The sequence below is a fragment of the Mycobacterium riyadhense genome (assembly GCF_963853645.1).
GTDB classification, from domain to species: domain Bacteria; phylum Actinomycetota; class Actinomycetes; order Mycobacteriales; family Mycobacteriaceae; genus Mycobacterium; species Mycobacterium riyadhense.
On the sequence record NZ_OY970456.1, the window covers coordinates 2,447,315 to 2,470,520 of the forward strand.

23 protein-coding genes and 1 pseudogene are annotated in these 23,206 nt (G+C 65.8%); 17 read left to right on the top strand and 7 right to left on the bottom strand.

Going from position 1 to position 23,206, the window contains the following annotated elements; all coding sequences use genetic code 11:
* Nucleotides 1-4: 4 nt before the first annotated feature.
* The 3 genes from AADZ78_RS11200 to AADZ78_RS29025 all read left to right on the top strand — a co-directional run bounded on the left by AADZ78_RS11200 (nucleotide 5) and on the right by AADZ78_RS29025 (nucleotide 2,763).
* Complete coding sequence (locus AADZ78_RS11200; RefSeq protein WP_204080568.1) at nucleotides 5-832, top strand: enoyl-CoA hydratase; 828 nt, start codon at nucleotides 5-7, stop codon at nucleotides 830-832.
* 16 nt (nucleotides 833-848) lie between these two features.
* On the top strand, nucleotides 849-2,477 hold the full coding sequence (locus AADZ78_RS11205; RefSeq protein ID WP_085252196.1) for an ABC-F family ATP-binding cassette domain-containing protein: 1,629 nt from the start codon (nucleotides 849-851) through the stop codon (nucleotides 2,475-2,477).
* A gap of 94 nt (nucleotides 2,478-2,571) precedes the next feature.
* Entirely contained in the window at nucleotides 2,572-2,763 is a 192-nt protein-coding gene (locus AADZ78_RS29025) for a helix-turn-helix domain-containing protein (RefSeq protein ID WP_085252197.1), read from the top strand.
* A 6-nt stretch (nucleotides 2,764-2,769) separates the two neighbouring features.
* On the opposite strand, the gene AADZ78_RS11215 is transcribed toward AADZ78_RS29025, so the two are convergent.
* Both AADZ78_RS11215 and AADZ78_RS11220 read right to left on the bottom strand, forming a co-directional pair.
* Nucleotides 2,770-3,333: a TetR/AcrR family transcriptional regulator gene (locus tag AADZ78_RS11215; protein WP_085252198.1), complete on the bottom strand. Its 564-nt coding sequence runs from the start codon at nucleotides 3,331-3,333 to the stop codon at nucleotides 2,770-2,772.
* A 21-nt stretch (nucleotides 3,334-3,354) separates the two neighbouring features.
* Complete coding sequence (locus AADZ78_RS11220; protein WP_085252199.1) at nucleotides 3,355-6,186, bottom strand: aconitate hydratase; 2,832 nt, start codon at nucleotides 6,184-6,186, stop codon at nucleotides 3,355-3,357.
* A gap of 251 nt (nucleotides 6,187-6,437) precedes the next feature.
* Between AADZ78_RS11220 and AADZ78_RS11225 the strand changes: the two genes are divergently transcribed.
* The 6 genes from AADZ78_RS11225 (at nucleotide 6,438) to AADZ78_RS11250 (ending at nucleotide 12,588) form a co-directional block, all read left to right on the top strand.
* The gene (locus AADZ78_RS11225; RefSeq protein WP_085252200.1) at nucleotides 6,438-7,013 is read left to right on the top strand and encodes a DUF6676 family protein; all 576 of its coding nucleotides are present in this window, start codon (nucleotides 6,438-6,440) and stop codon (nucleotides 7,011-7,013) included.
* 228 nt (nucleotides 7,014-7,241) lie between these two features.
* The gene (gene ripA / locus AADZ78_RS11230; RefSeq protein ID WP_085252201.1) at nucleotides 7,242-8,660 is read left to right on the top strand and encodes an NlpC/P60 family peptidoglycan endopeptidase RipA; all 1,419 of its coding nucleotides are present in this window, start codon (nucleotides 7,242-7,244) and stop codon (nucleotides 8,658-8,660) included.
* Nucleotides 8,661-8,670: 10 nt separating this feature from the next.
* Nucleotides 8,671-9,390, top strand: a complete 720-nt coding sequence (gene ripB / locus AADZ78_RS11235) for an NlpC/P60 family peptidoglycan endopeptidase RipB (protein WP_085252202.1) — start codon at nucleotides 8,671-8,673, stop codon at nucleotides 9,388-9,390.
* Between the two features lie 140 nt (nucleotides 9,391-9,530).
* A complete protein-coding gene (locus AADZ78_RS11240) occupies nucleotides 9,531-10,634 on the top strand; it encodes an AAA family ATPase (RefSeq protein WP_085252203.1) in 1,104 nt (367 codons plus the stop codon).
* On the top strand, nucleotides 10,631-11,584 hold the full coding sequence (locus AADZ78_RS11245) for a DUF58 domain-containing protein (RefSeq protein ID WP_139828927.1): 954 nt from the start codon (nucleotides 10,631-10,633) through the stop codon (nucleotides 11,582-11,584). Before AADZ78_RS11240 ends, AADZ78_RS11245 begins: the two co-directional genes overlap by 4 nt.
* A complete protein-coding gene (locus AADZ78_RS11250; protein ID WP_085252204.1) occupies nucleotides 11,581-12,588 on the top strand; it encodes a VWA domain-containing protein in 1,008 nt (335 codons plus the stop codon). The genes AADZ78_RS11245 and AADZ78_RS11250 overlap by 4 nt, the downstream gene beginning before the upstream one ends.
* Before the next feature lie 14 nt (nucleotides 12,589-12,602).
* Here the strand turns inward: AADZ78_RS11250 and AADZ78_RS11255 are convergent.
* Nucleotides 12,603-13,501 (bottom strand): annotated as a pseudogene (locus AADZ78_RS11255) (hypothetical protein).
* Between the two features lie 139 nt (nucleotides 13,502-13,640).
* Here AADZ78_RS11255 and fabG1 point away from each other — a divergent pair.
* The 3 genes from fabG1 to AADZ78_RS11270 are packed head-to-tail and all read left to right on the top strand — an operon-like array spanning nucleotide 13,641 to nucleotide 16,280.
* The gene (fabG1, locus tag AADZ78_RS11260; RefSeq protein WP_085252231.1) at nucleotides 13,641-14,396 is read left to right on the top strand and encodes a 3-oxoacyl-ACP reductase FabG1; all 756 of its coding nucleotides are present in this window, start codon (nucleotides 13,641-13,643) and stop codon (nucleotides 14,394-14,396) included.
* Between the two features lie 18 nt (nucleotides 14,397-14,414).
* A complete protein-coding gene (gene inhA, locus AADZ78_RS11265) occupies nucleotides 14,415-15,224 on the top strand; it encodes an NADH-dependent enoyl-ACP reductase InhA (RefSeq protein WP_085252205.1) in 810 nt (269 codons plus the stop codon).
* A gap of 6 nt (nucleotides 15,225-15,230) precedes the next feature.
* Nucleotides 15,231-16,280: a ferrochelatase gene (locus AADZ78_RS11270; RefSeq protein WP_085252206.1), complete on the top strand. Its 1,050-nt coding sequence runs from the start codon at nucleotides 15,231-15,233 to the stop codon at nucleotides 16,278-16,280.
* Here AADZ78_RS11270 and AADZ78_RS11275 read toward each other — a convergent pair.
* Nucleotides 16,263-17,171, bottom strand: a complete 909-nt coding sequence (locus tag AADZ78_RS11275) for a hypothetical protein (RefSeq protein WP_085252232.1) — start codon at nucleotides 17,169-17,171, stop codon at nucleotides 16,263-16,265. The genes AADZ78_RS11270 and AADZ78_RS11275 overlap by 18 nt on opposite strands.
* A gap of 57 nt (nucleotides 17,172-17,228) precedes the next feature.
* Between AADZ78_RS11275 and AADZ78_RS11280 the strand changes: the two genes are divergently transcribed.
* The 3 genes from AADZ78_RS11280 to AADZ78_RS11290 are packed head-to-tail and all read left to right on the top strand — an operon-like array spanning nucleotide 17,229 to nucleotide 19,202.
* Complete coding sequence (locus tag AADZ78_RS11280; RefSeq protein WP_085252207.1) at nucleotides 17,229-17,663, top strand: NfeD family protein; 435 nt, start codon at nucleotides 17,229-17,231, stop codon at nucleotides 17,661-17,663.
* A gap of 21 nt (nucleotides 17,664-17,684) precedes the next feature.
* Nucleotides 17,685-18,830: an SPFH domain-containing protein gene (locus tag AADZ78_RS11285; RefSeq protein ID WP_085252208.1), complete on the top strand. Its 1,146-nt coding sequence runs from the start codon at nucleotides 17,685-17,687 to the stop codon at nucleotides 18,828-18,830.
* 9 nt (nucleotides 18,831-18,839) lie between these two features.
* Nucleotides 18,840-19,202 carry a DoxX family protein gene (locus tag AADZ78_RS11290; RefSeq protein WP_085252209.1) on the top strand — a complete coding sequence of 121 codons (363 nt, stop codon included), beginning with the start codon at nucleotides 18,840-18,842 and terminating at the stop codon, nucleotides 19,200-19,202.
* A 1-nt stretch (nucleotide 19,203) separates the two neighbouring features.
* Here AADZ78_RS11290 and AADZ78_RS11295 read toward each other — a convergent pair whose 3' ends face one another.
* Both AADZ78_RS11295 and AADZ78_RS11300 read right to left on the bottom strand, forming a co-directional pair.
* On the bottom strand, nucleotides 19,204-19,461 hold the full coding sequence (locus tag AADZ78_RS11295; protein WP_204903421.1) for a hypothetical protein: 258 nt from the start codon (nucleotides 19,459-19,461) through the stop codon (nucleotides 19,204-19,206).
* 199 nt (nucleotides 19,462-19,660) lie between these two features.
* The gene (locus AADZ78_RS11300) at nucleotides 19,661-19,930 is read right to left on the bottom strand and encodes a hypothetical protein (protein WP_139828928.1); all 270 of its coding nucleotides are present in this window, start codon (nucleotides 19,928-19,930) and stop codon (nucleotides 19,661-19,663) included.
* A 77-nt stretch (nucleotides 19,931-20,007) separates the two neighbouring features.
* Here AADZ78_RS11300 and AADZ78_RS11305 point away from each other — a divergent pair, with 77 nt between their 5' ends.
* Together AADZ78_RS11305 and AADZ78_RS11310 are read left to right on the top strand one after the other, a co-directional pair.
* Nucleotides 20,008-20,745 carry a response regulator transcription factor gene (locus AADZ78_RS11305; RefSeq protein ID WP_085252233.1) on the top strand — a complete coding sequence of 246 codons (738 nt, stop codon included), beginning with the start codon at nucleotides 20,008-20,010 and terminating at the stop codon, nucleotides 20,743-20,745.
* Between the two features lie 73 nt (nucleotides 20,746-20,818).
* Complete coding sequence (locus AADZ78_RS11310; protein ID WP_085252212.1) at nucleotides 20,819-22,327, top strand: HAMP domain-containing sensor histidine kinase; 1,509 nt, start codon at nucleotides 20,819-20,821, stop codon at nucleotides 22,325-22,327.
* Between the two features lie 72 nt (nucleotides 22,328-22,399).
* Here AADZ78_RS11310 and AADZ78_RS11315 read toward each other — a convergent pair whose 3' ends face one another.
* Nucleotides 22,400-23,173 carry a TVP38/TMEM64 family protein gene (locus AADZ78_RS11315; RefSeq protein WP_085252213.1) on the bottom strand — a complete coding sequence of 258 codons (774 nt, stop codon included), beginning with the start codon at nucleotides 23,171-23,173 and terminating at the stop codon, nucleotides 22,400-22,402.
* Between the last annotated feature and the right edge of the window lie 33 nt (nucleotides 23,174-23,206).

Below are 23,206 nucleotides of genomic sequence, written 5' to 3' on the forward strand. Positions count from 1 at the left end.
GCGGTTGGGCTACCTTGCATGGGTGAGTTTGGTCCTTGTTGAAAACCCTCGGCCCGAGATTGCGCTGATCACCCTCAACCGGCCCGAGCGGATGAATTCGATGGCTTTCGACGTCATGGTGCCGCTCAAAGAGGCCCTCGAGAAGGTCACCTACGACAACTCCGTGCGCGTGGTTGTGCTGACCGGGGCGGGTCGAGGGTTCTCCTCGGGCGCAGATCACAAGTCTGCGGGCACCGTGCCTCACGTCGAGGATTTGACCCGCCCGACTTACGCGCTGCGTTCCATGGAGTTGCTCGACGACGTCATCTTGACGTTGCGCCGGTTGCACCAACCGGTGATCGCCGCGGTGAACGGCCCGGCGATCGGCGGTGGGCTGTGCCTGGCGCTGGCCGCAGACATCAGGGTGGCCTCGACCACCGCTTACTTTCGCGCCGCCGGCATCAACAACGGATTGACCTCCAGCGAACTGGGGCTGAGCTACCTGCTGCCCAGGGCCATCGGATCGTCGCGTGCGTTCGAGATCATGCTGACCGGTCGGGACGTCAGTGCCGAGGAAGCCGAACGGATCGGGTTGGTGTCGTGTCAGGTGCCGGAAGGCCAGCTGCTGGACACCTGCTATGCCATCGCCGCCCGGATGGCGGCGTTCTCGCGACCGGGAATTGAGTTGACCAAACGCACGCTGTGGGGTGGACTAGACGCCGCCAGCTTGGAAGGGCATATGCAGGCCGAGGGCCTGGGACAGCTTTTCGTTCGTCTGCTCACCGCCAACTTCGAAGAAGCGGTTGCCGCGCGCGCAGAGCGGCGGCCACCGGTTTTCACAGACGACAAATAGCCACCAGGGAGCAAATGTGATCACTGCCACGGACCTCGAGGTCCGCGCTGGTGCGCGCATTCTGCTCTCACCCGATGGCCCCGACCTTCGCGTGCAACCCGGTGATCGGATCGGGCTGGTCGGACGCAACGGTGCGGGCAAGACCACAACGCTGCGCATCCTGGCAGGCGAGAGCCAACCCTATGCCGGGTCGGTCGCCCGCAGCGGCGAAATCGGTTATCTGCCACAGGATCCCAAAGAGGGCGATCTCGACATCCTGGCTCGCGACCGGGTGCTGTCGGCGCGCGGACTCGACGTATTGCTCACCGATCTGGAGAAGCAGCAGGCGCTGATGGCCGAGGTGGCCGACGACGACGCGCGCGACCGCGCGATTCGTCGCTACGGGCAGCTCGAGGAGCGGTTTGTCGCGTTGGGTGGCTACGGCGCGGAAAGCGAGGCGGGCCGCATCTGCGCGAGTCTCGGGCTGCCCGAACGGGTGTTGACCCAGCAGCTGCGCACCCTGTCCGGTGGTCAGCGCCGCCGGGTGGAGCTGGCGCGCATTCTCTTCGCGGCTTCCGACACCGGTGCGGGCTCATCCACCACGCTGCTGCTCGACGAGCCGACCAATCACCTCGACGCCGATTCGCTTGGCTGGCTGCGGGATTTCCTGCGGACGCATACCGGCGGGCTGGTAATGATCAGCCACAACGTGGACCTGATCGCCGATGTCGTTAACCGAGTGTGGTTCCTAGATGCGGTGCGAGGCGAGGTCGATGTCTACAACATGGGCTGGCAGAAGTATCTCGACGCCCGTGCCACCGACGAGCAGCGGCGCCGTCGGGAACGCGCCAACGCCGAACGCAAGGCCGCCGCGCTGCGCACCCAGGCCGCCAAGCTGGGCGCCAAGGCCACCAAAGCCGTTGCGGCCCAAAACATGTTGCGTCGTGCCGATCGGATGATGGCTGCGCTCGATGCAGAGCGCGTCGCCGACAAGGTGGCCCGGATCAAATTCCCCACCCCGGCCGCGTGCGGCCGCACTCCGTTAGTGGCCAAGGGGCTGAGCAAGACGTATGGATCGCTTGAGGTATTCACCGGCGTCGATCTGGCCATCGACCGCGGCTCTCGGGTTGTCGTGCTGGGACTCAACGGTGCCGGCAAGACAACCCTGCTGCGATTGCTGGCCGGCGTCGAGCAACCCGATGCCGGCGCGTTAGAGCCGGGACACGGATTGCGGATCGGCTACTTCGCGCAGGAACACGACACCCTCGACAACGAAGACACGGTCTGGCAGAACATCCGCCACGCCGCACCCGAATCCGGTGAACAGGAGCTGCGCGGTCTGTTGGGGGCATTCATGTTCAGCGGCCCACAGCTGGACCAACCGGCGGGCACGCTGTCCGGCGGAGAGAAGACCCGTCTCGCGCTGGCCGGCCTGGTGGCGTCCACCGCCAACGTGTTGCTGCTCGACGAACCGACCAACAATCTCGACCCGGCGTCGCGTGAGCAAGTGCTCGACGCGCTGCGCAGCTATCAAGGCGCGGTGGTCCTGGTGACCCACGACCCCGGGGCCGCCGAGGCGCTGGACCCGCAGCGCGTCGTGCTGTTGCCTGACGGCACCGAGGACTATTGGTCCGACGAGTATCGGGATCTCATCGAGCTGGCCTGAGCAACCGCAAGCGTTTTCGCCCAATCCGGCCCGCTGGCGGCAGCAAGTTCTTACGCTAGGTGCTCGGGGATCGACGGCATGGGTGGAGGTAGCGATGCGGAAGTCAAAGAAGACCCGCGAGCAGTTATTGAACGAGTTGCGCAACGCCTACGAGGGTGGGGCCAGCATCCGCAATCTGGCTGCCACCACCGGCCGGTCCTACGGATCCGTCCACAGCATGCTGCGGGAGTCCGGTACCACCATGCGTAGCCGGGGCGGCCCCAATCACCGCGCCCGGTCGCGATAGGTGAATTTAGTTGCGGCGCACCGAGTTTTCCACCAGATCGAGGACCGCGGACAGCCGTTGCAGGTTTTCTCCGGACGCCAGCCGGGCCACCAATCCGTCGAGCACCAGGTCCAGGTAACACTGCAACACGTCGCCCGGGACGTCGTCGCGCACCCGGTTGGCCTCCTTCTGCCGGCGGAGGCGGTCCGTCGTCGCCGCGGCCAGTTCCGCGGAGCGCTCCGCCCAGCCGCGGCTGAACTCGGGGTCGTTGCGCAGCTTGCGCGCGATCTCCAACCGGGTGGCCAGCCAATCGAATTGGTCTGGGGCGGCCAGCATGTCGCGCATCACCTGGATGAGGCCCTCGCGGGACGCGACGTCGGCCATCCGCTCGGCGTCCTCGCGCGCCAGCGCAAAGAACAGCGCGTCCTTGTCGCGAAAGTGGTGGAAGATCGCACCGCGCGACAACCCGATCGCCTGTTCCAGACGCCGGACGGTGGCTTTGTCGTAACCGTACTCGGCGAAACAGCGGCGAGCGCCGTCGAGGATCTGACGGCGGCGAGCCGCCAGATGATCCTCGCTGACCTTGGGCACGAGCGACCGGCTTAGTTGGGGTTAGCCCGACTTGAGCATGTTGCGCAGCACATACTGCAGGATGCCGCCATTGCGGTAGTAGTCCGCCTCACCAGGGGTGTCAATGCGCACCACGGCGTCGAACTCGGTCGTGGTACCACCATCCTTGGTGGCGGTGACTTTGACCGTCTTGGGCGTCTTGCCGTCGTTGAGCGCTTCGATGCCGGTGATGTCGAACACCTCTGTGCCGTCCAGCCCTAGGTCCTTGGCCGACTTGCCTGCGGGGAATTGCAGCGGGATCACGCCCATGCCGATCAGATTGGAACGGTGGATGCGCTCGAACGACTCGGCGATCACCGCCCTGACGCCCAGCAGCAATGTGCCCTTGGCCGCCCAGTCCCGCGACGAGCCGGACCCGTATTCCTTACCGCCCAGCACAACCAGCGGAATGTTTTGTGCCGCATAGTTTTGCGCCGCATCGTAGATGAACGCCTGCGGGCCGTCGGGCTGGGTGAAGTCGCGGGTGTAACCACCGGACACGTCATCGAGCAGCATGTTGCGCAGCCGGATGTTGGCGAAGGTGCCGCGAATCATCACCTCGTGGTTGCCGCGCCGCGACCCAAAGGAGTTGTAATCCTTGCGCTGCACGCCATGTTCGTCGAGATACTGCGCCGCCGGAGTGCCCGGCTTGATGGCGCCGGCGGGGGAGATGTGGTCGGTGGTCACCGAGTCGCCGAGCAGCGCCAGCACCCGGGCCCCGGTGATGTCGGCGACCGGCTCGGGATCGGCGGACATGCCCTCGAAGTACGGCGGCTTGCGCACGTACGTCGAATTCTCGTCCCATTCGAAGGTGTTGCCGCTCGGGGTCGGCAGGTTGCGCCAGCGCTCGTCGCCCTTGAAGACGTCGGCGTAGTTCTTGGTGAACATCTCCTGGTTGATCGCCGAGGCGATGGTGTCGGAGACATCCTGCTGCGAGGGCCAGATGTCTTTGAGGTAGACGTCGTTGCCGTCTTTGTCTGTGCCGAGCGGCTGCTTGTCGAAGTCGAAGTCCATGGTCCCCGCCAGCGCGTAGGCGATCACCAGCGGCGGCGACGCCAAGTAGTTCATCTTCACGTCGGGGTTGATGCGGCCTTCGAAGTTCCGGTTGCCCGAAAGTACGGCGGCCACCGAAAGGTCGTTGTCGTTAACCGCCTTCGAGATCTCCTCGGGCAGCGGGCCGGAGTTGCCGATGCAGGTGGTGCAGCCGTAGCCGACCAGATAGAAGCCGAGCTTCTCCAGATACGGCCACAGGCCGGACCTGTCGTAGTAATCGTTGACCACCTGGGAGCCGGGCGCCATCGTCGTTTTCACCCAGGGCTTGGCGGACAGGCCCTTTTCGACGGCATTGCGGGCCAGCAGCGCTGCGCCCAACATCACCTCGGGGTTGGACGTGTTCGTGCACGACGTGATCGCGGCAATCACCACCGCGCCATGGTCGAGTACGAACTCGCCGAGTTCTGGCGCTTTCACCGGTACGGGCTTGCTAACCCGGCCGTCGGCGTTCGCCGCGGCGGAGTGCACGAGCTCGACGTCGTCGTTGGCGAACGTGAGTTGTCCTGGGTCGCTGGCCGGGAACGTTTCCTCGACCACCTCGTCCAGTTTGGAATGCTGGTCGGGCGCTGACCCGTCACCGACGTACGCGCTGATCTGCTCGCGGAACGTGGACTTGGCGTCCGACAACGCGATTCGGTCCTGCGGACGCTTCGGCCCCGCGATCGATGGCACCACGTCGGATAGGTTGAGCTCGAGGTACTCCGAGTACGCGGGCTCGTGCTTGGGGTTGTGCCACATGCCTTGCCGTTTGGCGTAGCTCTCGACCAGCGCCACCTGCGCCGCACTGCGACCGGTGAACCGCAGGTACTTGATGGTTTCGTCGTCGATCGGGAAAATCGCTGCGGTGGAACCGAATTCGGGGCTCATGTTGCCGAGGGTGGCACGGTTGGCCAGCGGCACCTCGGCCACACCCTCGCCATAGAACTCGACGAACTTGCCGACGACGCCGTGCTTGCGCAGCATCTCGGTGACGGTCAGCACGACGTCGGTAGCGGTAACACCGGGCTGAATCTCGCCGGTCAGCTTGAAGCCGACGACACGGGGGATAAGCATCGACACCGGCTGACCAAGCATGGCCGCCTCGGCCTCGATGCCACCGACGCCCCAGCCCAGGACGCCGAGACCGTTGACCATCGTGGTGTGCGAGTCGGTGCCCACACAGGTGTCGGGGTACGCCACCACTGTTCCCCGCGCGTCTGCGCGCTCCATTACCACGCTCGCCAGGTATTCGATGTTGACCTGGTGCACGATGCCGGTGCCCGGCGGCACCACCTTGAAGTCGTCGAACGCGCCCTGCCCCCAACGCAGGAACTGGTAGCGCTCACCGTTGCGCTGGTACTCGATCTCGACGTTGCGCTCGAACGCGTCGGCCCGTCCGAACAGGTCGGCGATCACCGAGTGGTCGATCACCAAGTCTGCGGGCGCCAACGGGTTGACCTTGCTCGGATTGCCACCTAGATCAGCGATGGCCTCACGCATGGTCGCCAAGTCGACGATGCACGGCACGCCGGTGAAGTCCTGCATCACGACTCGGGCGGGCGTGTATTGGATCTCGATGCTGGGCTCCGCCTTGGGATCCCAGTTCGCAATGGCCTCGATGTGATCCCTGGTGATGTTGGCGCCGTCCTCGTTGCGCAACAGGTTTTCGGCAAGGACCTTGAGGCTGTAGGGGAGTTTCTCGGTGTTGGGGACGGCGTCGAGACGGTAGATTTGGTAACTTTTTTCGCCGACCTTGAGGGTGTCACGGGCTCCGAACGAATTCGCCGAATCTTTGCTGGTCACATCAACTCCCGGGATTTAGTTCTCCCGCCGACGGGCCGTGTCGACGGTGCCAACCACTTTAACAGTACGCTTGTCCTGCATTAAGGGGCGGGTGGGATTTTGTCAGTCTTATCTACCGTGCGCGTGTGCTGCGTCCAGATTCAAGCCACGCACACCACCACCGGGATGTCGTGTGCGTGGTGTGAGTGTCGGCGAAAGGGCGCGATAGGCAGCGGGTACGGTGCTTCTAGTTCAGCGGGAGGAGCGACGCGATGTCCGGGCAGGATTCTTTCGGGCTGCCGTTACCTCAGATCATCCCGTTCCTGCCCGCTTACATCCCGCAAGACGTGGACATCACTGCGGTCAAAGCGCAAGTCGCCGCGGTCGGCGTGAGTGCGCCACCGGAGGCTGTGCCCGGGCTACTCGATGTGGTCCAGCAGGCGCGCGCCAAGGGCATCGACCTCAAGATCGTGCTGCTGGACCACAACCCGCCGAACGACACGCCGCTGCGGGATATCTCCACCGTCGTTGGGGCCGACAACCCGGACGCCACCGTGTTGACGTTGAGCCCCAACTATGTCGGCAGCTACAGCACGCATTACCCGCGCGTCACGCTGGAGGCCGGGGAGGACCATTCCAAAACCGGTAACCCGGTGCACTCGGCGCAGAACTTTTTGAATGAGTTGACAACACCCGAGTTTCCCTGGACTGCGTTGACCATTTTTTTGCTGATTGGTGTGCTCGCAGCGGCCGTCGGCACCCGGTTCCTGCAGCTGCGCAGCAGGCAGTCAGCAACATCGGATGACGCCGTGGAAGATGTCGCGGAAGAACCCGTCAAAGACGCTTAACCTGGCCATATCGCTCAATAGCTCTCGGTCTCCTGCTTCCCTCTGGCAAACCATCAAGGTAACCGTTCGGTCACATTAATTGCACGTACCGGGTGCACTTTGTGACATACGTTTCTTTAGCGTCAGATGTGACGTACGGTGCAAATGATGCTTGTGATGCCTTTGGCGCTTTCAGTGACCAACTAGCGCTGTCCGTCCAATTTTGAGCCATAGGAGAACTGAGTCCGAATGAGACGGACCCGCCGTAGCTCCGCTTCGCAAGCGGCCGCCAGATTTGCGCGGCCGGTCATTCCGTCGGTCGTCAGCGTGGCCCTGCTCCTGTGCACTCCTGGCCTGGTTCACGCGGACCCCAGCACGGACGCCATCGCGGTCCTGATCGCCGACGTCGCCAAGGCCAACCAGCGCCTGGAAGACCTGAGCGCCGCCGTTGAGATGGAACAGGAAAGCGTGAATAAGGCGCTCGTCGAGGTGGAGACCGCTCGTGAGCGCGCGGGCGAAGCCCAACGCGAACTCCAGGTCAGTCAGCAGGCGGTCAAGGACGCCAACGAGGCCATTGCCGCGGCGCAACGTCGGTTCAACACGTTTGCCGCCGCCACGTACATGAACGGTCCCTCGGACAGCTACCTGACCGCGAAGAGTCCTGAGGACATCATCGCCGCCGCGACCGCCACTCGAACTCTGACCGCCAGTTCTGCGAGCGTGATGGCCAATTTGCAGCGGGCCAGGACCGAGCAGGTGAACAAGGAATCGGCGGCACGGCTGGCCAAGCAAAAGGCGGACAAGGCCGCCGCCGACGCGACGGCCAGTCAGGACGCGGCGGTGGCGGCGCTCGCCGACACGCAGCGCAAGTTCGACCAGCAGCGTGACGAGGTCAACCGGCTGGCCGCCGAGCGCGACGAGGCGCAAGCCAAACTCCAGGCGGCCCGGCTCGTGGCGTGGTCCTCGGCTGGCGGCCAGGGCGCGCCGCCGTCGGATGGCATGTGGGATTCCGGAGCAGGGCCCGGTGGTGGCCGTCGCTGGGATGGTTGGGACCCCACGTTGCCCATGATTCCCAGCGCCAACATCCCCGGCGACCCGATCGCGGTGATCAACCAGGTGCTGGGGTATTCGGCCACGTCGGCGCAGGTCACTGCCCAAATGGGGCGTAACTTCCTGCAGCAGTTGGGCATCCTCAAACCCACCGACACCGGCATCACCAACGCCCCGACCGGTTCAACCCAAGGACGAATTCCCCGGGTCTATGGGCGGCAAGCCTCCGAATACGTGATCCGTCGCGGGATGGCCCAGATCGGGGTGCCTTACTCGTGGGGTGGGGGGAACGCCGCGGGCCCGAGCAAGGGAATCGACTCCGGGGCCAACATCGTCGGATTCGACTGTTCGGGGCTGGTCTTGTACTCATTTGCCGGGGTAGGCATCAAGCTGCCGCACTACTCGGGTTCGCAGTACAACCTGGGACGCAAGATCCCTACCTCGCAGATGCGCCGCGGCGACGTCATCTTCTACGGCCCGGGCGGCAGCCAACACGTGACGATCTACCTCGGCGACGGCCAGATGCTCGAGGCGCCCGACATCGGTTTGAAGGTCCGTGTTGCCCCGGTGCGCACCAGCGGCATGACGCCCTTTGTGGTCCGCTATATCGAGTACTAGACGAGGATCTATGCGCCACAAGCGATTTCGCCCGGCCAACCTAGCTTGGATCGCCACCTTGGTGACCGGGCTACTGATCGCTGTGGCCGCTCCAGCTGCCGCCGAGCCCGGGCAGTGGGATCCCACCTTGCCGGCAACCGTCAGTGCAGGCGCGCCGGGAGATCCGCTCGCCGTCGCCAACGCTTCGCTGCAAGCCACCGCTCAAGCCACCCAAACCACGATCGATCTGGGCCGGCAATTCCTCAGCGGACTGGGCCTCGGCCCCCCGAGCACTCCCGCCGCCGGCAGTCCCAACACCAGCCCGAGCCGGATTCCGCGGGCCAACGGCAGGCAGGCCATCGAGTACGTGATCCGCCGGGCCGGCTCCCAGATGGGGGTGCCGTACTCGTGGGGCGGCGGCACGCTGGAGGGGCCGAGCAAGGGCGTTGACTCCGGCGCGGGCACCGTCGGCTTCGACTGTTCGGGTCTGATGCGTTACGCGTTCGCCGGCGTCGGCGTCCTGATCCCGCGGTTTTCCGGCGACCAGTACAACGCCGGCAAGCACATTCCGCCCGCGCAGGCCAGGCGCGGTGACCTGATCTTTTACGGCCCAGGCGGCAGTCAGCACGTCACGATGTACCTCGGCAACGGTCAGATGCTGGAGGCGTCCGGAAGTGCCGGCAAAGTCACGATCAGCCCGGTGCGCAAGTCGGGTATGACACCGTTTGTGACCCGGATCATCGACTACTGATCCGGGTCTGATTTGCTGGGCGAGACCGGCGGCGTCGACGGAATCCGACTGGCCTGGAATAGTTGAACGCGGGCACGTCGCTGCCCGGTGACATTTGTCGTGTTGGCAGTCGTGTCCAAATGAGCTGTGGAGGGTTATTGATGACATCAGCAGGTGGCGGTTACTCGGGCCCGGGTGGGCCGGCTCACGAGGCGCCTCCAGGTGGCGCCGACGGGCTGGCCGCCGAGGTACACACGCTGGAGCGGGCCATCTTCGAGGTCAAACGGATCATCGTCGGCCAGGACCAGCTCGTGGAGCGGATGCTGGTAGGTCTGCTGTCCAAGGGTCACGTGTTGCTCGAGGGCGTGCCAGGTGTGGCGAAGACACTGGCGGTGGAGACTTTCGCACGCGTGGTCGGCGGGACGTTTGCCCGCATTCAGTTCACCCCCGACCTGGTGCCTACCGACATCATCGGTACCCGCATCTACCGGCAGGGCAGGGAGGAGTTCGACACCGAACTCGGTCCGGTGGTGGTCAACTTCCTGCTCGCCGACGAGATCAACCGGGCGCCGGCGAAGGTGCAATCGGCGCTGCTGGAAGTGATGCAGGAACGCCACGTGTCCATCGGCGGCAAGACCTTCCCGCTGCCCAATCCGTTCCTGGTGATGGCGACACAGAACCCGATTGAGCACGAGGGCGTCTACCCACTGCCCGAGGCCCAGCGCGACCGGTTCCTGTTCAAGATCAACGTCGGCTATCCGACGGCCGAGGAAGAGCGCGAGATCATCTACCGGATGGGCGTCACCCCACCGCAGGCCAAGCAGATCCTCAACACCGGCGACCTGGTGCGGCTACAGGGGATCGCGGCCAACAACTTCGTCCACCACGCGCTGGTCGACTATGTGGTCCGCGTGGTCTTCGCCACCCGCGCACCCGAGCAGCTCGGGATGAATGACGTCAAGAGCTGGATCGCGTTCGGCGCGTCCCCTCGCGCGTCGCTGGGCATCATCGCCGCCGCACGTTCGCTGGCGCTGGTGCGGGGGCGTGACTACGTGATCCCGCAGGACGTCATCGAAGTCATTCCCGATGTGCTGCGACACCGGTTGGTGCTCACCTACGATGCGCTGGCCGACGAAATCACGCCGGAGATCATCATCAACCGGGTCCTGCAGACGGTCGCCCTCCCGCAGGTGAATGCCGTTCCGCAGCAAGGCCATTCGGTCCCGCCGGTGATGCAGGCGGCGGCCGCGGCTAGCGGCCGGTGACCGAAAGCAAAGCGCCGGCGGTCGTCCACCCGCCGTCGATGCTGCGAGGCGACATCGACGACCCGAAGCTGGCGGCCGCGCTGCGCACCCTCGAGCTGACCATCAAGCAGAAGCTCGACGGTGTTTTGCACGGCGATTACCTCGGCCTGATCCCGGGGCCGGGCTCGGAGCCCGGCGAGTCCCGTCTCTACCAGCCCGGTGACGACGTCCGCCGCATGGACTGGGCGGTCACCGCCCGCACCACCCACCCGCACGTCCGGCAGATGATCGCCGACCGGGAACTGGAGACCTGGCTGGTGGTCGACATGTCGGCCAGCCTGGACTTCGGCACCGCCGTCTGTGAGAAACGAGACCTCGCGGTCGCGGCCGCGGCCGCCATCACCTTCCTCAACAGCGGGGGTGGCAACCGGCTGGGTGCGCTGATCGCAAACGGCGCGACCATGACTCGGGTGCCGGCGCGCACCGGGCGCCAGCATCAGCACACGATGTTGCGCACCATTGCGACCATGCCCAAGGCTCCGCCGGGGGTCCGCGGCGACTTGGCGGTGGCCATCGACGCGCTGCGTCGCCCGGAACGCCGTCGCGGGATGGCCGTGATCATCAGCGATTTCCTGGGCCCGATCAACTGGATGCGGCCGCTTCGCGCGATCGCGGCCCGCCACGAGGTGCTGGCCATCGAGGTGCTCGATCCCCGCGATGTCGAATTGCCCGATATCGGAGATGTGATCCTGCAAGACGCGGAATCCGGGGTGACCCGGGAGTTCACCATCGATGCGCAGCTGCAGACCGATTTCGCCAGGGCCGCCGCGGCTCACCGCGCCGACGTGGCTCGGACTATCCGCGGGTGCGGGGCACCGATACTGACGCTTCGCACCGACCGTGACTGGCTCGCAGACATCGTCCGTTTCGTCGCCTCTCGTCGACGTGGGGCCATGGCGGGGTCGCAGTGACGTTGCCGTTGCTTGGGCCGATGACGCTGTCCGGCTTCGAACACTCATGGTTCTTTCTGTTCCTTTTCGTCGTCGCCGGGCTGGCTGCGCTGTATATCGTGCTGCAGCTCGCGCGACACCGGCGGATGCTGCGTTTCGCGAACATGGAATTGCTGGAGAGCGTGGCGCCCAAGCGGCCCTCGCGCTGGCGGCACATACCGGCGATCCTGCTGGTGCTTGCGTTGGTGCTGTTCACCATCGCGATGGCCGGGCCGACGAACGATGTCCGGATTCCGCGGAATCGGGCGGTGGTGATGCTGGTGATCGACGTGTCGCAGTCGATGCGCGCCACCGATGTCGAACCCAACCGAATGGTCGCCGCGCAGGAGGCCGCTAAGCAGTTCGCCGACGAGTTGACCCCTGGTATCAACCTCGGCTTGATCGCTTACGCGGGCACCGCGACGGTGCTGGTGTCGCCGACAACCAACCGGGAAGCGACGAAAATCGCCCTCGACAAATTGCAATTCGCCGACCGCACCGCCACCGGTGAGGGCATCTTCACCGCCCTGCAGGCCATCGCCACCGTCGGTGCGGTGATCGGTGGCGGCGACACGCCGCCGCCGGCGCGCATCGTGTTGTTCTCCGACGGCAAGGAGACGATGCCGACCAACCCCGACAACCCCAAGGGCGCTTATACCGCCGCCCGCACCGCCAAGGACCAGGGCGTGCCGATCTCGACGATTTCGTTCGGCACCCCATACGGCTTCGTCGAAATCAACGGTCAGCGCCAGCCGGTGCCCGTCGACGACGAGACGATGAAAAAGGTCGCCCAACTTTCCGGTGGGAACTCCTACAACGCCGCGACCCTGGCTGAGCTGAAAGCCGTGTACTCCTCGCTGCAGCAGCAGATCGGCTACGAGACGATCAAGGGTGACGCAAGCGTGGGCTGGCTGCGGCTGGGCGCGCTGATCCTGGCATTGGCCGGCCTGGCCGCGCTGCTGATCAATCGCCGCTTACCTACGTAGCGTCTGGGGCGCCTCTATGGCCCGCGAGCGTAACCTGGCTGCGATTTCGGGTTGGGATTTTCGCAGTGCGGTTGCGGTCGCGAGGCGCGTGCTTCGCCTACCCGGCGGATGATATCGGCGGGGTGATCTTCTGCAACGACGCGAACCACGATCCAGCCGTAGTGGCGCTCCACTTTCTCAAGACGGCGGATATCCTTCCGATAGTGGTAGCGACTGGTTTGGTGCTGATCACCCTCATACTCCGCGGCAACCTTGATGTCCTCCCAGCCCATATCCAAATACGCTTCGGCCCAACCCATTCGTTGCGGATTGGGATCTGCGTCTGGGGCCGGGGAAACCCGGCCTGGATCAATAGCAGGCGCAGCCATATCTCCTTCGGGGACTGAGCCCCACCGTCGACGAGGTCGAGGGCGGCCCGGGCGGCCTTCATACCCCGGCGGCCTTTGTAGCGGTCGACCAATACCTCGACGTCGGCCATCTTCAATTCGGTCGCCTGTACGAGGGCGTCCACCGCGGCGACCGCCGCGCCCAGCGGGTATCGCCTGGTCAGGTCGAGCGCCGTGCGGGCCGGCGTGGTGACCCGCATGTCATTGACGACGGCGATCTCGTCACCCTCGATGTGTTCTTCCCAGATCTGCACTCCGGCTTCTAGCCGGCGATTGGTGTCGATGATCGCGGCGGGTTGGGCCGCGTCGATCCACTTCGAGCCGTGTAGGGCGGACGCGGAAAAACCCGCAAGGATGCCGCGGCGCCGCGAGCGCAGCCAACAAGCACGCGCGCGCAAGACCGGCGTCAGTTCGGCATCCTTCGGCACGTACACGTCTTTGTGCAGCGACATATATCGACTGCGCAGTTCGTAGGGGGTCAATAAGCCCGCGGCCAGGGCTTCGCTGCCCACAAATACGTCGTTCATGGGCGAAGTGTGCTGACCCACACCGACAGGGCGCGTCAGGGTAACCGCACTGCGAAAATCAGGATCGAGAATCGCAGCCAGGTTACGCTCGCGGCGAGCCGATTTCAGCCCGGTCGCGCGGAGGCGATAGGTTGACGTGGTGACTGACACGGCCACCGATAGTGCTCCCGACTGCGGCAAACCCCCATTCGTATCCCGTTCAGTCCTGGTCACCGGAGGAAACCGGGGGATCGGGCTGGCGATCGCGCAGCGGCTAGCCGCCGACGGCCACAAGGTGGCCGTCACCCACCGCGGATCCGGGGCACCCGAGGGACTGTTCGGCGTCGAGTGTGACGTCACCGACAACGCCGCCGTCGATCGCGCCTTCAAAGAGGTAGAAGAGCACCAGGGTCCCGTCGAGGTTTTGGTGTCCAACGCCGGCCTATCTGCGGACGCATTCCTCATGCGGATGACCGAGGAAAAGTTCGAGAAGGTCATCAACGCCAACCTCACCGGGGCGTTCCGAGTGGCCCAACGGGCGTCGCGCAGCATGCAGCGCAACAAGTTCGGCCGAATGATCTTCATCGGTTCGGTCTCCGGCAGCTGGGGCATCGGCAACCAGGCGAACTACGCGGCCTCGAAGGCCGGTGTGATCGGCATGGCCCGCTCGATCTCGCGTGAGCTGTCGAAAGTCAACGTGACCGCGAATGTGGTGGCGCCGGGGTACATCGACACCGATATGACCCGCGCGCTGGATGAGCGGATTCAGGCGGGGGCACTGGAATTCATCCCGGCGAAGCGGGTTGGCACCGTCGCCGAGGTCGCCGGGGTGGTCAGCTTCCTGGCTTCCGAGGATGCGAGTTACATCTCCGGTGCGGTCATCCCGGTCGACGGCGGCATGGGTATGGGCCACTGACACAACACAAGGACGGACATGACAGGACTGCTCGAAGGTAAACGGATCCTGGTCAGCGGGATCATCACCGACTCGTCGATCGCGTTTCATATCGCGCGGGTGGCTCAGGAGCAGGGCGCCCAGTTGGTGTTGACCGGATTCGACCGGTTGCGGTTGATCCAGCGCATCGTGGACCGGTTGCCGGAGAAGGCGCCGCTGATCGAGCTTGACGTGCAAAACGAAGAGCATCTGGCCAGCCTGGCCGGCAGGGTGACCGAGGCCATTGGTGCCGACAACAAGCTCGACGGCGTCGTGCATTCGATCGGCTTCATGCCGCAGAGCGGGATGGGCATCAACCCGTTCTTCGACGCGCCCTACGAGGACGTTTCCAAGGGCATCCACATCTCCGCGTACTCGTATGCCTCGCTGGCCAAGGCGCTGCTGCCGATAATGAACCCCGGCGGTTCCATCGTCGGCATGGACTTCGACCCGAGCCGGGCGATGCCGGCCTACAACTGGATGACGGTCGCCAAGAGCGCGCTGGAGTCGGTGAACCGGTTCGTCGCCCGTGAGGCCGGCAAGTACGGTGTGCGCTCCAATCTCGTTGCCGCCGGGCCGATCCGGACGCTGGCCATGGCCGCGATCGTCGGGGGCGCGCTCGGCGAGGAGGCGGGCGCCCAGATACAGCTGCTCGAAGAGGGCTGGGATCAGCGCGCTCCGGTCGGCTGGAACATGAAGGACCCCACGCCGGTCGCCAAGACGGTATGCGCGCTGCTCTCCGACTGGCTGCCGGCCACTACCGGTGACATCATCTTCGCCGACGGCGGCGCGCACACCCAATTGCTCTAGAACGCAATGCAATTCGACGCCGTCCTGCTGTTGTCCTTCGGCGGGCCGGAGGGACCCGAGCAGGTGCGGCCGTTTCTGGAAAACGTGACCCGGGGCCGAGGCGTGCCGCCCGAACGGCTGGATGCCGTGGCCGAGCACTACCTGCATTTCGGTGGGGTGTCACCGATCAACGGTATTAATCGCGCGCTCATAGCCCAGCTGGAAGCGGAGCAGGAACTGCCGGTGTACTTCGGCAACCGCAACTGGGAGCCCTACATCGAAGACACCGTTGTGACCATGCGAGACAACGGTATTCGTCGTGCGGCGGTATTCACCACCTCGGCGTGGAGCGGGTACTCGAGCTGCACGCAATACGTCGAGGACATTGCCCGGGCGCGCCGGGTGACCGGCCCGGACGCGCCCGAGCTGATAAAGCTTCGGCCCTATTTCGACCATCCGCTTTTTGTCGAGATGTTCGTCGAGGCCATCGCCGCGGCTTCGGCAACCGTGCCCTCCGGGCAGCGCGGGGCTGCCCGGCTGGTGTTCACCGCGCATTCGATTCCGGTGGCCGCCGACCGGCGCTGCGGCCCGAACCTCTACAGTCGCCAAGTCGCTTACGCCGCAAGGCTGGTCGCGGCCGCCGGCGGATATGGCGACTACGATCTGACATGGCAGTCACGATCGGGCCCGCCCCAAGTTCCCTGGCTGGAGCCCGACGTTGCCGACCATCTAACGGCCCTGGCAGCTGCCGGAGCGAAGGCCGTGATCGTGTGTCCCATAGGATTTGTCGCCGACCACATTGAAGTGGTGTGGGATCTGGACAATGAACTGCGATCACGGGCCGAGGCACTAGGCGTGGCGTTCGCGCGCGCCAGCACGCCCAATGCCGATCGGCGATTCGCCCGGTTGGCCGCTGACTTGATCGACGAACTCCGCTACGGCCGCGAGCCCGCCCGGGTGAGTGGCCCCGATCCGGTGCCGGGCTGTCAAGCCAGCCGCAACGGGGAGCCGTGCCGCCCGCCGCATTGTGTTGCGGCCGAAGACGGTGCCACCATCGGGCTAGTCGGTCCAGGCTGATTGCAGGATGGCGCTGACCGCTGCGATCCGCGCCGAGCGCACGACGGCGGTTAGCGGCCGCAATGCATCCGTGGCTAGCTGACTTTCCGACGACGATTGCAGGCAGGCGGAGCCGGGCAACCGGCTCAGTCCGGCGCTGACCGTAATGATCGCGTCGACGTGCGCAGCGTTCTCGAGCACCCGCAGCGCGCGCGACGGCGCGTGGTCGGGAATCCGGTGTTGCCGCGACGATTCCAGCAACTGTTCGACCAGCCCGCGTGGATTGGCGATGTCGGTGACGGCGGATCCCAACCCGATTGCGCCCAACGCATCGGCTGCCGAGCGCACCGCCGATCGCAGCGCGTACTCGGCATCACCCAGCTCGTGATGGTCGAGCACCGGAGCGCCGGGCAAGGAGTACACCATCCATGTCAGCGCAGACAATTCGGGTTGATTCGCCTCGTCGTCCGTGTCGGTATCGTCGGTAGCGTCGTAGCAGAACTCCGGCACGAGCCCAATGGCCGTCTCGGAATCGTCCGGGTTGGTGATGATCACCGCCTCGCCGGCCGCCAGCGCGTCGCTCTCGAACTGCGTTCCGGCAAAGAGCCCCCGGACATCTCCAGGGACAGGCAGTACCACGTTTATTGTCCCGCGCAATCGACACGGCGCCTCCGGTGTGGACATCGTCGGCCGGCCGACCGCAGCACGCAGAGTTTGTAGTAGCGCAACGGTGCCGACGTTGTCGACATCGGGCCACGGCAAGCCGGTGTGCCCCGCGGCGACAGCGTCATAGGCGCTCACCGATTGCGTTGGCGCCCAAAGTGATAACGCGTCCAAGACGTCGTCGGGCGCGGCCTTGCCGGCGAGCCAGGCGTTGGCCCACATCGACAGCGAAACACTGGGACACCACATGATCTCGCAGTGTAGTTGTTCGCCGCGGTTGAGGCCGATCACGCGTATCCTGTGCGCATGCCCGTCGCGCTGATCTGGCTGATCGCAGCGTTGGTGCTAGCCGGTGCGGAAGCGCTCACCGGCGACATGTTCTTGTTGATGCTGGGCGGCGGCGCGCTGGCGGCGTCGGGGACCAGCTGGCTGATGGATTGGCCGGTGTGGGCCGACGGACTGGTGTTCCTCATCGTGTCGGTGCTGTTGCTGGTGCTGGTTCGGCCCGCGCTACGACGGCGGCTGGCGCCCGGCAAGGCAGCGCCGATGGGTGTCAAGGCGCTGGAGGGTAAGAATGCGGTGGTGCTTGATCGGGTTGCCCGCGACGAAGGCCAAGTGAAGCTTGAGGGCCAGGTGTGGACGGCACGCCCGCTGAACGAAGGCGACATTTACGAGCCCGGTCAGTCGGTCACCGTCGTGCACATAGACGGGGCCACCGCGGTGGTCTTTAAAGGCGCGTAGCGGTTCGAGAAAGGAATCCCGATGGAAGGTGCGGTTGCAGGTTTGGTGTTGCTGGCCGTCCTGGTGATATTCGCCATCATCGTGGTGGCCAAGTCGGTCGCTTTGATCCCGCAGGCGGAGGCCGCGGTGATCGAGCGGTTGGGTCGGTATAGCCGAACCGTCAGTGGACAGCTGACCTTATTGGTGCCGTTCATCGACCGCATCCGGGCCCGGGTGGACCTGCGCGAGCGAGTGGTGTCGTTTCCGCCGCAGCCGGTGATCACCGAGGACAACCTGACGCTGAACATCGACACCGTCGTCTACTTCCAGGTGACGGTTCCACAGGCGGCGGTCTATGAGATCAGCAACTACATCGTGGGCGTCGAGCAGCTGACCACCACCACGCTGCGCAATGTCGTGGGCGGGATGACGCTGGAACAGACCCTGACCTCGCGCGACCAGATCAACGCGCAGTTGCGCGGCGTCCTCGACGAGGCGACCGGACGGTGGGGTCTGCGGGTGGCGCGGGTGGAGCTGCGCAGCATCGACCCGCCGCCGTCGATTCAGGCGTCGATGGAAAAGCAGATGAAGGCTGATCGGGAAAAGCGGGCGATGATCTTGACCGCCGAAGGCACGCGGGAGGCGGCGATCAAACAGGCCGAGGGCCAGAAGCAGTCGCAAATCCTGGCCGCCGAGGGCGCCAAGCAGGCCGCGATACTGGCCGCCGAGGCCGACCGGCAGTCACGGATGCTGCGCGCCCAAGGCGAACGTGCCGCGGCCTACCTGCGCGCACAGGGTGAGGCCAAGGCCATCGAAAAGACCTTCGCCGCGATCAAGGCCGGCAGGCCCACCCCGGAGATGCTGGCCTATCAGTACCTGCAGACGCTGCCGGAGATGGCACGTGGGGAAGCGAACAAGGTATGGGTGGTGCCCAGCGACTTCAATGCGGCTCTGCAGGGGTTCACCAGACTTTTGGGAAAGCCGGGCGAGGACGGGGTTTTCCGGTTCGAGCCGTCCCCGGTTGAGGATGTCCCTAAGCATGCCGCCGGCGAGGAGGACCCCGATGTCGCCGACTGGTTCTCTACCGAAACCGACCCATCGATTGCCCAAGCCGTGGCCAAGGCCGAGGCCATAGCCCGCAAACCGGTAGATGACGCGTTCGGAGGACCGCCCCAGTTACGTCACTAGGCTTTAAACATGAGTGTTCTGACTTCACCGAAAACCTACGCGGCGCTAGCCGCGTTTCAGGCCGGCGATGCGGTGGCATGCGCGATACCCTTGCCGCCCATCGAAAGGTCATTGGACACAGTGGGGCTTCCAGAGAGCCTGCGTCCGGTCCTCCCGGTGGTCAAGTCCGCCGCGGCGGTAGGACTGTTGTCGGTCAACCGGTTCCCTGCCTTGGCGCGGCTGACGACGGCGATGCTGACGCTTTACTTTGTCTTGGCCGTGGCCGCTCATATCCGTGCGAAGGATCGGCTGGTCAACGCGATTCCGGCCGCGACTTTCTTGACCACCTACGCCGTGATGACGGCGAAAGGGCCTAACACGGCTAACCGCTGAGTCAGGCGATCGTCACCGCAGCGCTCACCTCGGCGGTGTCGCCGGGGTAGTGGGCGCTGGCGTTGGCGCAGGCGCGCCAGGCGGTGGGCCAAACCAGAAGCCGGGGCCGCCCGGTGGCGCGGGCGGCTGGGGCGGCCCACCTTGCATGGGTCCGGGGAACATGCGAGGTCCCGGTGGTGGCCCCTGGTGCCACGCCATTTGCGGCCCCCGCGGCCCCAGCGGTCCCGGCGCCGGTGGAGGACCAAATGCAAAGGCCCACAGGAAGATTGACGCGCCAGCGCCGGCAACCACGCCGACGACCAAGCCGCCCAGCCCGACGCCTACGAGTGCCGATGTCGGGTAGCGGCGGCGCGGACGTTCTTGCGGGCTCGCCGGTGCGGGATTGGCGACGGAGTCTTGGTCAACATTGGTCATGCAGGTCACGGTAGGCAGCGAACTTGAAGTGGACCTGAAGAACCCTAGCGGGGCGGCAACGGCGGTACCGGCGGTGCGGTGGGCGGCGCTGGTGGGTAGCTCACCGTCGGTGTGGACGACAGCTGCGGATATGGCGGCGGCGGAAGCTCGACGCGGACCTTCAAGGTGAGGCCCGATATCACGAAGGCGACGATCGCGCCGACGGCCAGGCCCGCCACCCCAGCTCCGACCACCACGCCTGTGGAATGGCGCCGCCCGGGTGCGGCGGCCGTAGCCGGTGGCGGTGGTGGCGTGTTGGCATTGCCGAGAGTCATGTCGTTCCCCATGTCGTTGGTGGCGAGTAGTGAAGAACCTAGCGTGGCTCGGGCCGATCTCGAACGACGCGTCGACAATGGGGGCCATGTCCGATTGTTCGCGCACGCGGTCCGCCGGTGGCCGGGTCGATCAGTTCAGTGTCGGTTCACCGCGGGTCTTGGTCGTCGAGGACTCCGAGACCATCCGGGAAATGGTCAGCGAGGCGTTGGCCGACGCCGGCTACCACACCGATACCCGTTGCGACGGGGACGCATTGGAAGACGTCCTCGAAGGCCTGCGGCCGGACCTGGTAGTGCTCGACGTCATGCTGCCGGGACGCGACGGATTCACCCTGATCGACGTCATTCGCGAATGGGGCGACATCGGCATCGTGCTGATCACCGCCCGCGATGGTTTGCCGGACCGGTTGCGTGGCCTTGACGGCGGGGCCGACGATTACGTGGTCAAACCCTTCGAACTCGCCGAACTCGTGTCGCGGGTCGGCGCGGTGTTGCGCCGGCGAGGACGGTTGCCGAAGGTGGTTCAGGTGGGCGACCTGATGCTGGACGTTGATGCCGGCATGGCCGCACGCGCCGGCCACCCGCTGGACCTGACCGCGACCGAACTGCGGCTGTTGCATTTTCTCGTCGAACAGCGGGGCCGCATTGTCAACGCCGGCCAGATCCTCGACGCGGTGTGGGGCTACGACGCCTACGACCCCAACCTGGTGCAGGTGCACGTCAGCGGGTTACGGCGCAAGCTCGAGGCACACGGGCCACGGATTCTGCACACTGTTCGGGGCATCGGCTATCGACTGCAACCGCATCGGTCATGAGCGCCGCTCTCCCCCGCAAGCGGGAGGTGCCCCCACCTCATCGCTTCGCTCTGCATCGTCGCCGGCGCGGGTCATGACCGCCGACTCTGCGACTCCGACACCGTCGCTGCAGCGCCGGGTGACCTTGCTGGTGGTGGCGTTGTTGGCGGCACTGCTGGTGATGGTGGGTGTCACCATCGACGTGAGCCTGGGACTGCAGGCCCGCCGAAATCTCCACGACCGGCTGCTCGCGGCCACGTCGCGCGCGGATGCGTTGGTGGCCGCCCACACGGCGCCGGAACTGCTCGCCGCCCAGCTCAACGGCGGGAGCGTGCGCGCACTGCTGATCACCACCGACGGCGCGACCTACGGTGACCGCGGCGTCAGTCCCAACACCGAATCGGGTCCGGTGGTGCCGGCCTGGCCCGGCGATTGGCCTCCTGTTCCGCCTGGCCCGCATCCGGGACCGCCGCCTCCACCGCCCGGTGCGCCGAGACCGCCATTCGTGGCGCCTCCAGGTCTCCCGCCGCAGGCCACCGCAACCGCGGTGGTGCACCCATTGCCCGACGGTTCCCGGCTGATCCTGATCGCCGACACCACCCAGACCACGCAGGTAACGCGCCAGCTGCGTCAGCTGATGATCGGGGCCGGAATCGCGACTCTACTGGTGGCCGCGCTGCTGCTGGTCGCGGTCAGCCGGGCCGCATTGCGGCCGCTGGACCGGCTCACAACTCTGGCCAAGAACATCACGACCGGCGATCGCGGCCGTCGGCTGCGTCCCGATCGCACGGACACCGAACTTGGCCGTGCGGCAAGCGCTTTCGACGCGATGCTGGACGCACTGGAAGATTCCGAGCGACGCGCTCAGCAAGCCGCGCAGGCCGCGCAGCGCGCCGAGAATGCGACCCGGCAATTCCTTGTCGACGCCGCCCACGAGCTGCGCACCCCGATCGCCGGTATCCATGCCGCCGCCGAACAACTCGCCGCCAGCGCCGGCCAGCACCAAGCCGATCCCGAGGCGCGCGGTCAGTACCGCCGGGCGAGCCTGCTGCTGTCAGATGCGCGCCGAGCGGGACGGCTGGTCGCCGACATGCTAGATCTGAGTCGTATCGACGCCGGACTTCCGCTCGATATTCGAGACACCGACTTGGCCGCCGTCGTCGATGCCGAAGTTGAGCGAACGGTCATGCTGGCGCCGCAGGTGACGGTTGGCCGGACCGGCCTACCCCGGTTAATGGTCAACGCCGACCCCATCCGGGTCGCGCAGACCTTGTCCAACCTGCTCGACAACGCCCGCAGATACACCCCGGCGGGTGGGTCAATCACGGTCGACCTCGGCACCGGCCGCGGCGTGGCCGAGGTGACCGTCACCGACACTGGGCCGGGTGTTCCCGACGACGAGCGTTACCGCATCTTCGAGCGCCTGGTACGTCTTGACGCTGGGCGTGCCCGTGACCACGGCGGTGCCGGCCTGGGCTTGTCGATCGCGCGGGCGCTGGCTCGCGCGCACGGTGGCGAGCTGGAGTGTCTGCCGCACAACGGCGGCGCGCAGTTCCGGCTCAGCTTGCCCGTGGCGGCTGAGCCATCGAGCCCGGGTTGGTAAACGCCGAGCCTGCGCTCAGGGACGCCTTCCTGGCATCGGGCGCCTCTCAGCGCAGACTCGGCGTGCGGGCGCTTAGTGCGCGATGGCCGGCTCGGGCACCGGCTCATCTGGGTGAGCCTCGTTAACCTCGCTGCGCTGGTGCTGGCGCCGGTAGTGCCGAACCTCATAGACCAGGCCAGCGAGCCCCAGCGCGCCGGTGCATGCCGATACCAGGATGAGCAACGGGCTGCCGTTCCCGGCGAACGCATCGCCCAGGATGACCACCGCCGCGGTGCCGGGGAGCAAGCCCGCCAAGGTGGCCCAGGCGAAGGGCATGACACGTACGCCTGAGGCGCCGGCGGCGTAGTTGATCGCCGCGAACGGGACGACGGGAATTAACCGTAGCGACAAGATGGCCAGCCAGCCTCGCTCACGCAGGCGCTCGTCCAGCCGGTCGATCGCTCGGCGGCGCACCAGACGGTTCAGCTGCCAGCCGGTCGCACGCACCAGCAACAGCGCGATCACCGCGCTAGCAGTGCTGCCGACCACCGCGATGACGACGCCTACCACCGGGCCGAACAACAGCCCGGCGGCCAACGTGAACGCGGTGCGGGGGAACGGCGGGACCGTGACGACGGTATGCACGAGCAGAAACGCCAGCGGGAACCATGCGCCCAGCGACTTGGCCCAGTCGCGCAATTCCACCGCAGTGGGCACCGGAACCAGCAGCGCGACGGCTACCAGTACTGTGATTCCCACCACTGTTCCCACGATCCGCGGCAGCGACGCCTGACGCGCGGCCGCGCCGAGCGAGGTGGTGATACCGCGCACGGTTTCGGTGGTTTTGCAGATGGCAGGAGCCGTCACGTCTTCCGAGCGTACGGGGTCAACGTGAATAAC

What these genes read in the sequence shown, in the direction of transcription:
- AADZ78_RS29025 (WP_085252197.1), top strand. Translation starts at nt 2,572, where the DNA reads ATGCGGAAGTCAAAGAAGACCCGCGAGCAGTTATTGAACGAGTTGCGC.
- AADZ78_RS11225 (WP_085252200.1), top strand. Translation starts at nt 6,438, where the DNA reads ATGTCCGGGCAGGATTCTTTCGGGCTGCCGTTACCTCAGATCATCCCG.
- ripA (WP_085252201.1), top strand. Translation starts at nt 7,242, where the DNA reads ATGAGACGGACCCGCCGTAGCTCCGCTTCGCAAGCGGCCGCCAGATTT.
- ripB (WP_085252202.1), top strand. Translation starts at nt 8,671, where the DNA reads ATGCGCCACAAGCGATTTCGCCCGGCCAACCTAGCTTGGATCGCCACC.
- AADZ78_RS11240 (WP_085252203.1), top strand. Translation starts at nt 9,531, where the DNA reads ATGACATCAGCAGGTGGCGGTTACTCGGGCCCGGGTGGGCCGGCTCAC.
- inhA (WP_085252205.1), top strand. Translation starts at nt 14,415, where the DNA reads ATGACAGGACTGCTCGAAGGTAAACGGATCCTGGTCAGCGGGATCATC.
- AADZ78_RS11270 (WP_085252206.1), top strand. Translation starts at nt 15,231, where the DNA reads ATGCAATTCGACGCCGTCCTGCTGTTGTCCTTCGGCGGGCCGGAGGGA.
- AADZ78_RS11275 (WP_085252232.1), bottom strand. Translation starts at nt 17,171, where the DNA reads ATGTGGTGTCCCAGTGTTTCGCTGTCGATGTGGGCCAACGCCTGGCTC.
- AADZ78_RS11280 (WP_085252207.1), top strand. Translation starts at nt 17,229, where the DNA reads ATGCCCGTCGCGCTGATCTGGCTGATCGCAGCGTTGGTGCTAGCCGGT.
- AADZ78_RS11285 (WP_085252208.1), top strand. Translation starts at nt 17,685, where the DNA reads ATGGAAGGTGCGGTTGCAGGTTTGGTGTTGCTGGCCGTCCTGGTGATA.
- AADZ78_RS11290 (WP_085252209.1), top strand. Translation starts at nt 18,840, where the DNA reads ATGAGTGTTCTGACTTCACCGAAAACCTACGCGGCGCTAGCCGCGTTT.
- AADZ78_RS11300 (WP_139828928.1), bottom strand. Translation starts at nt 19,930, where the DNA reads ATGACTCTCGGCAATGCCAACACGCCACCACCGCCACCGGCTACGGCC.
- AADZ78_RS11305 (WP_085252233.1), top strand. Translation starts at nt 20,008, where the DNA reads ATGGGGGCCATGTCCGATTGTTCGCGCACGCGGTCCGCCGGTGGCCGG.
- AADZ78_RS11310 (WP_085252212.1), top strand. Translation starts at nt 20,819, where the DNA reads ATGACCGCCGACTCTGCGACTCCGACACCGTCGCTGCAGCGCCGGGTG.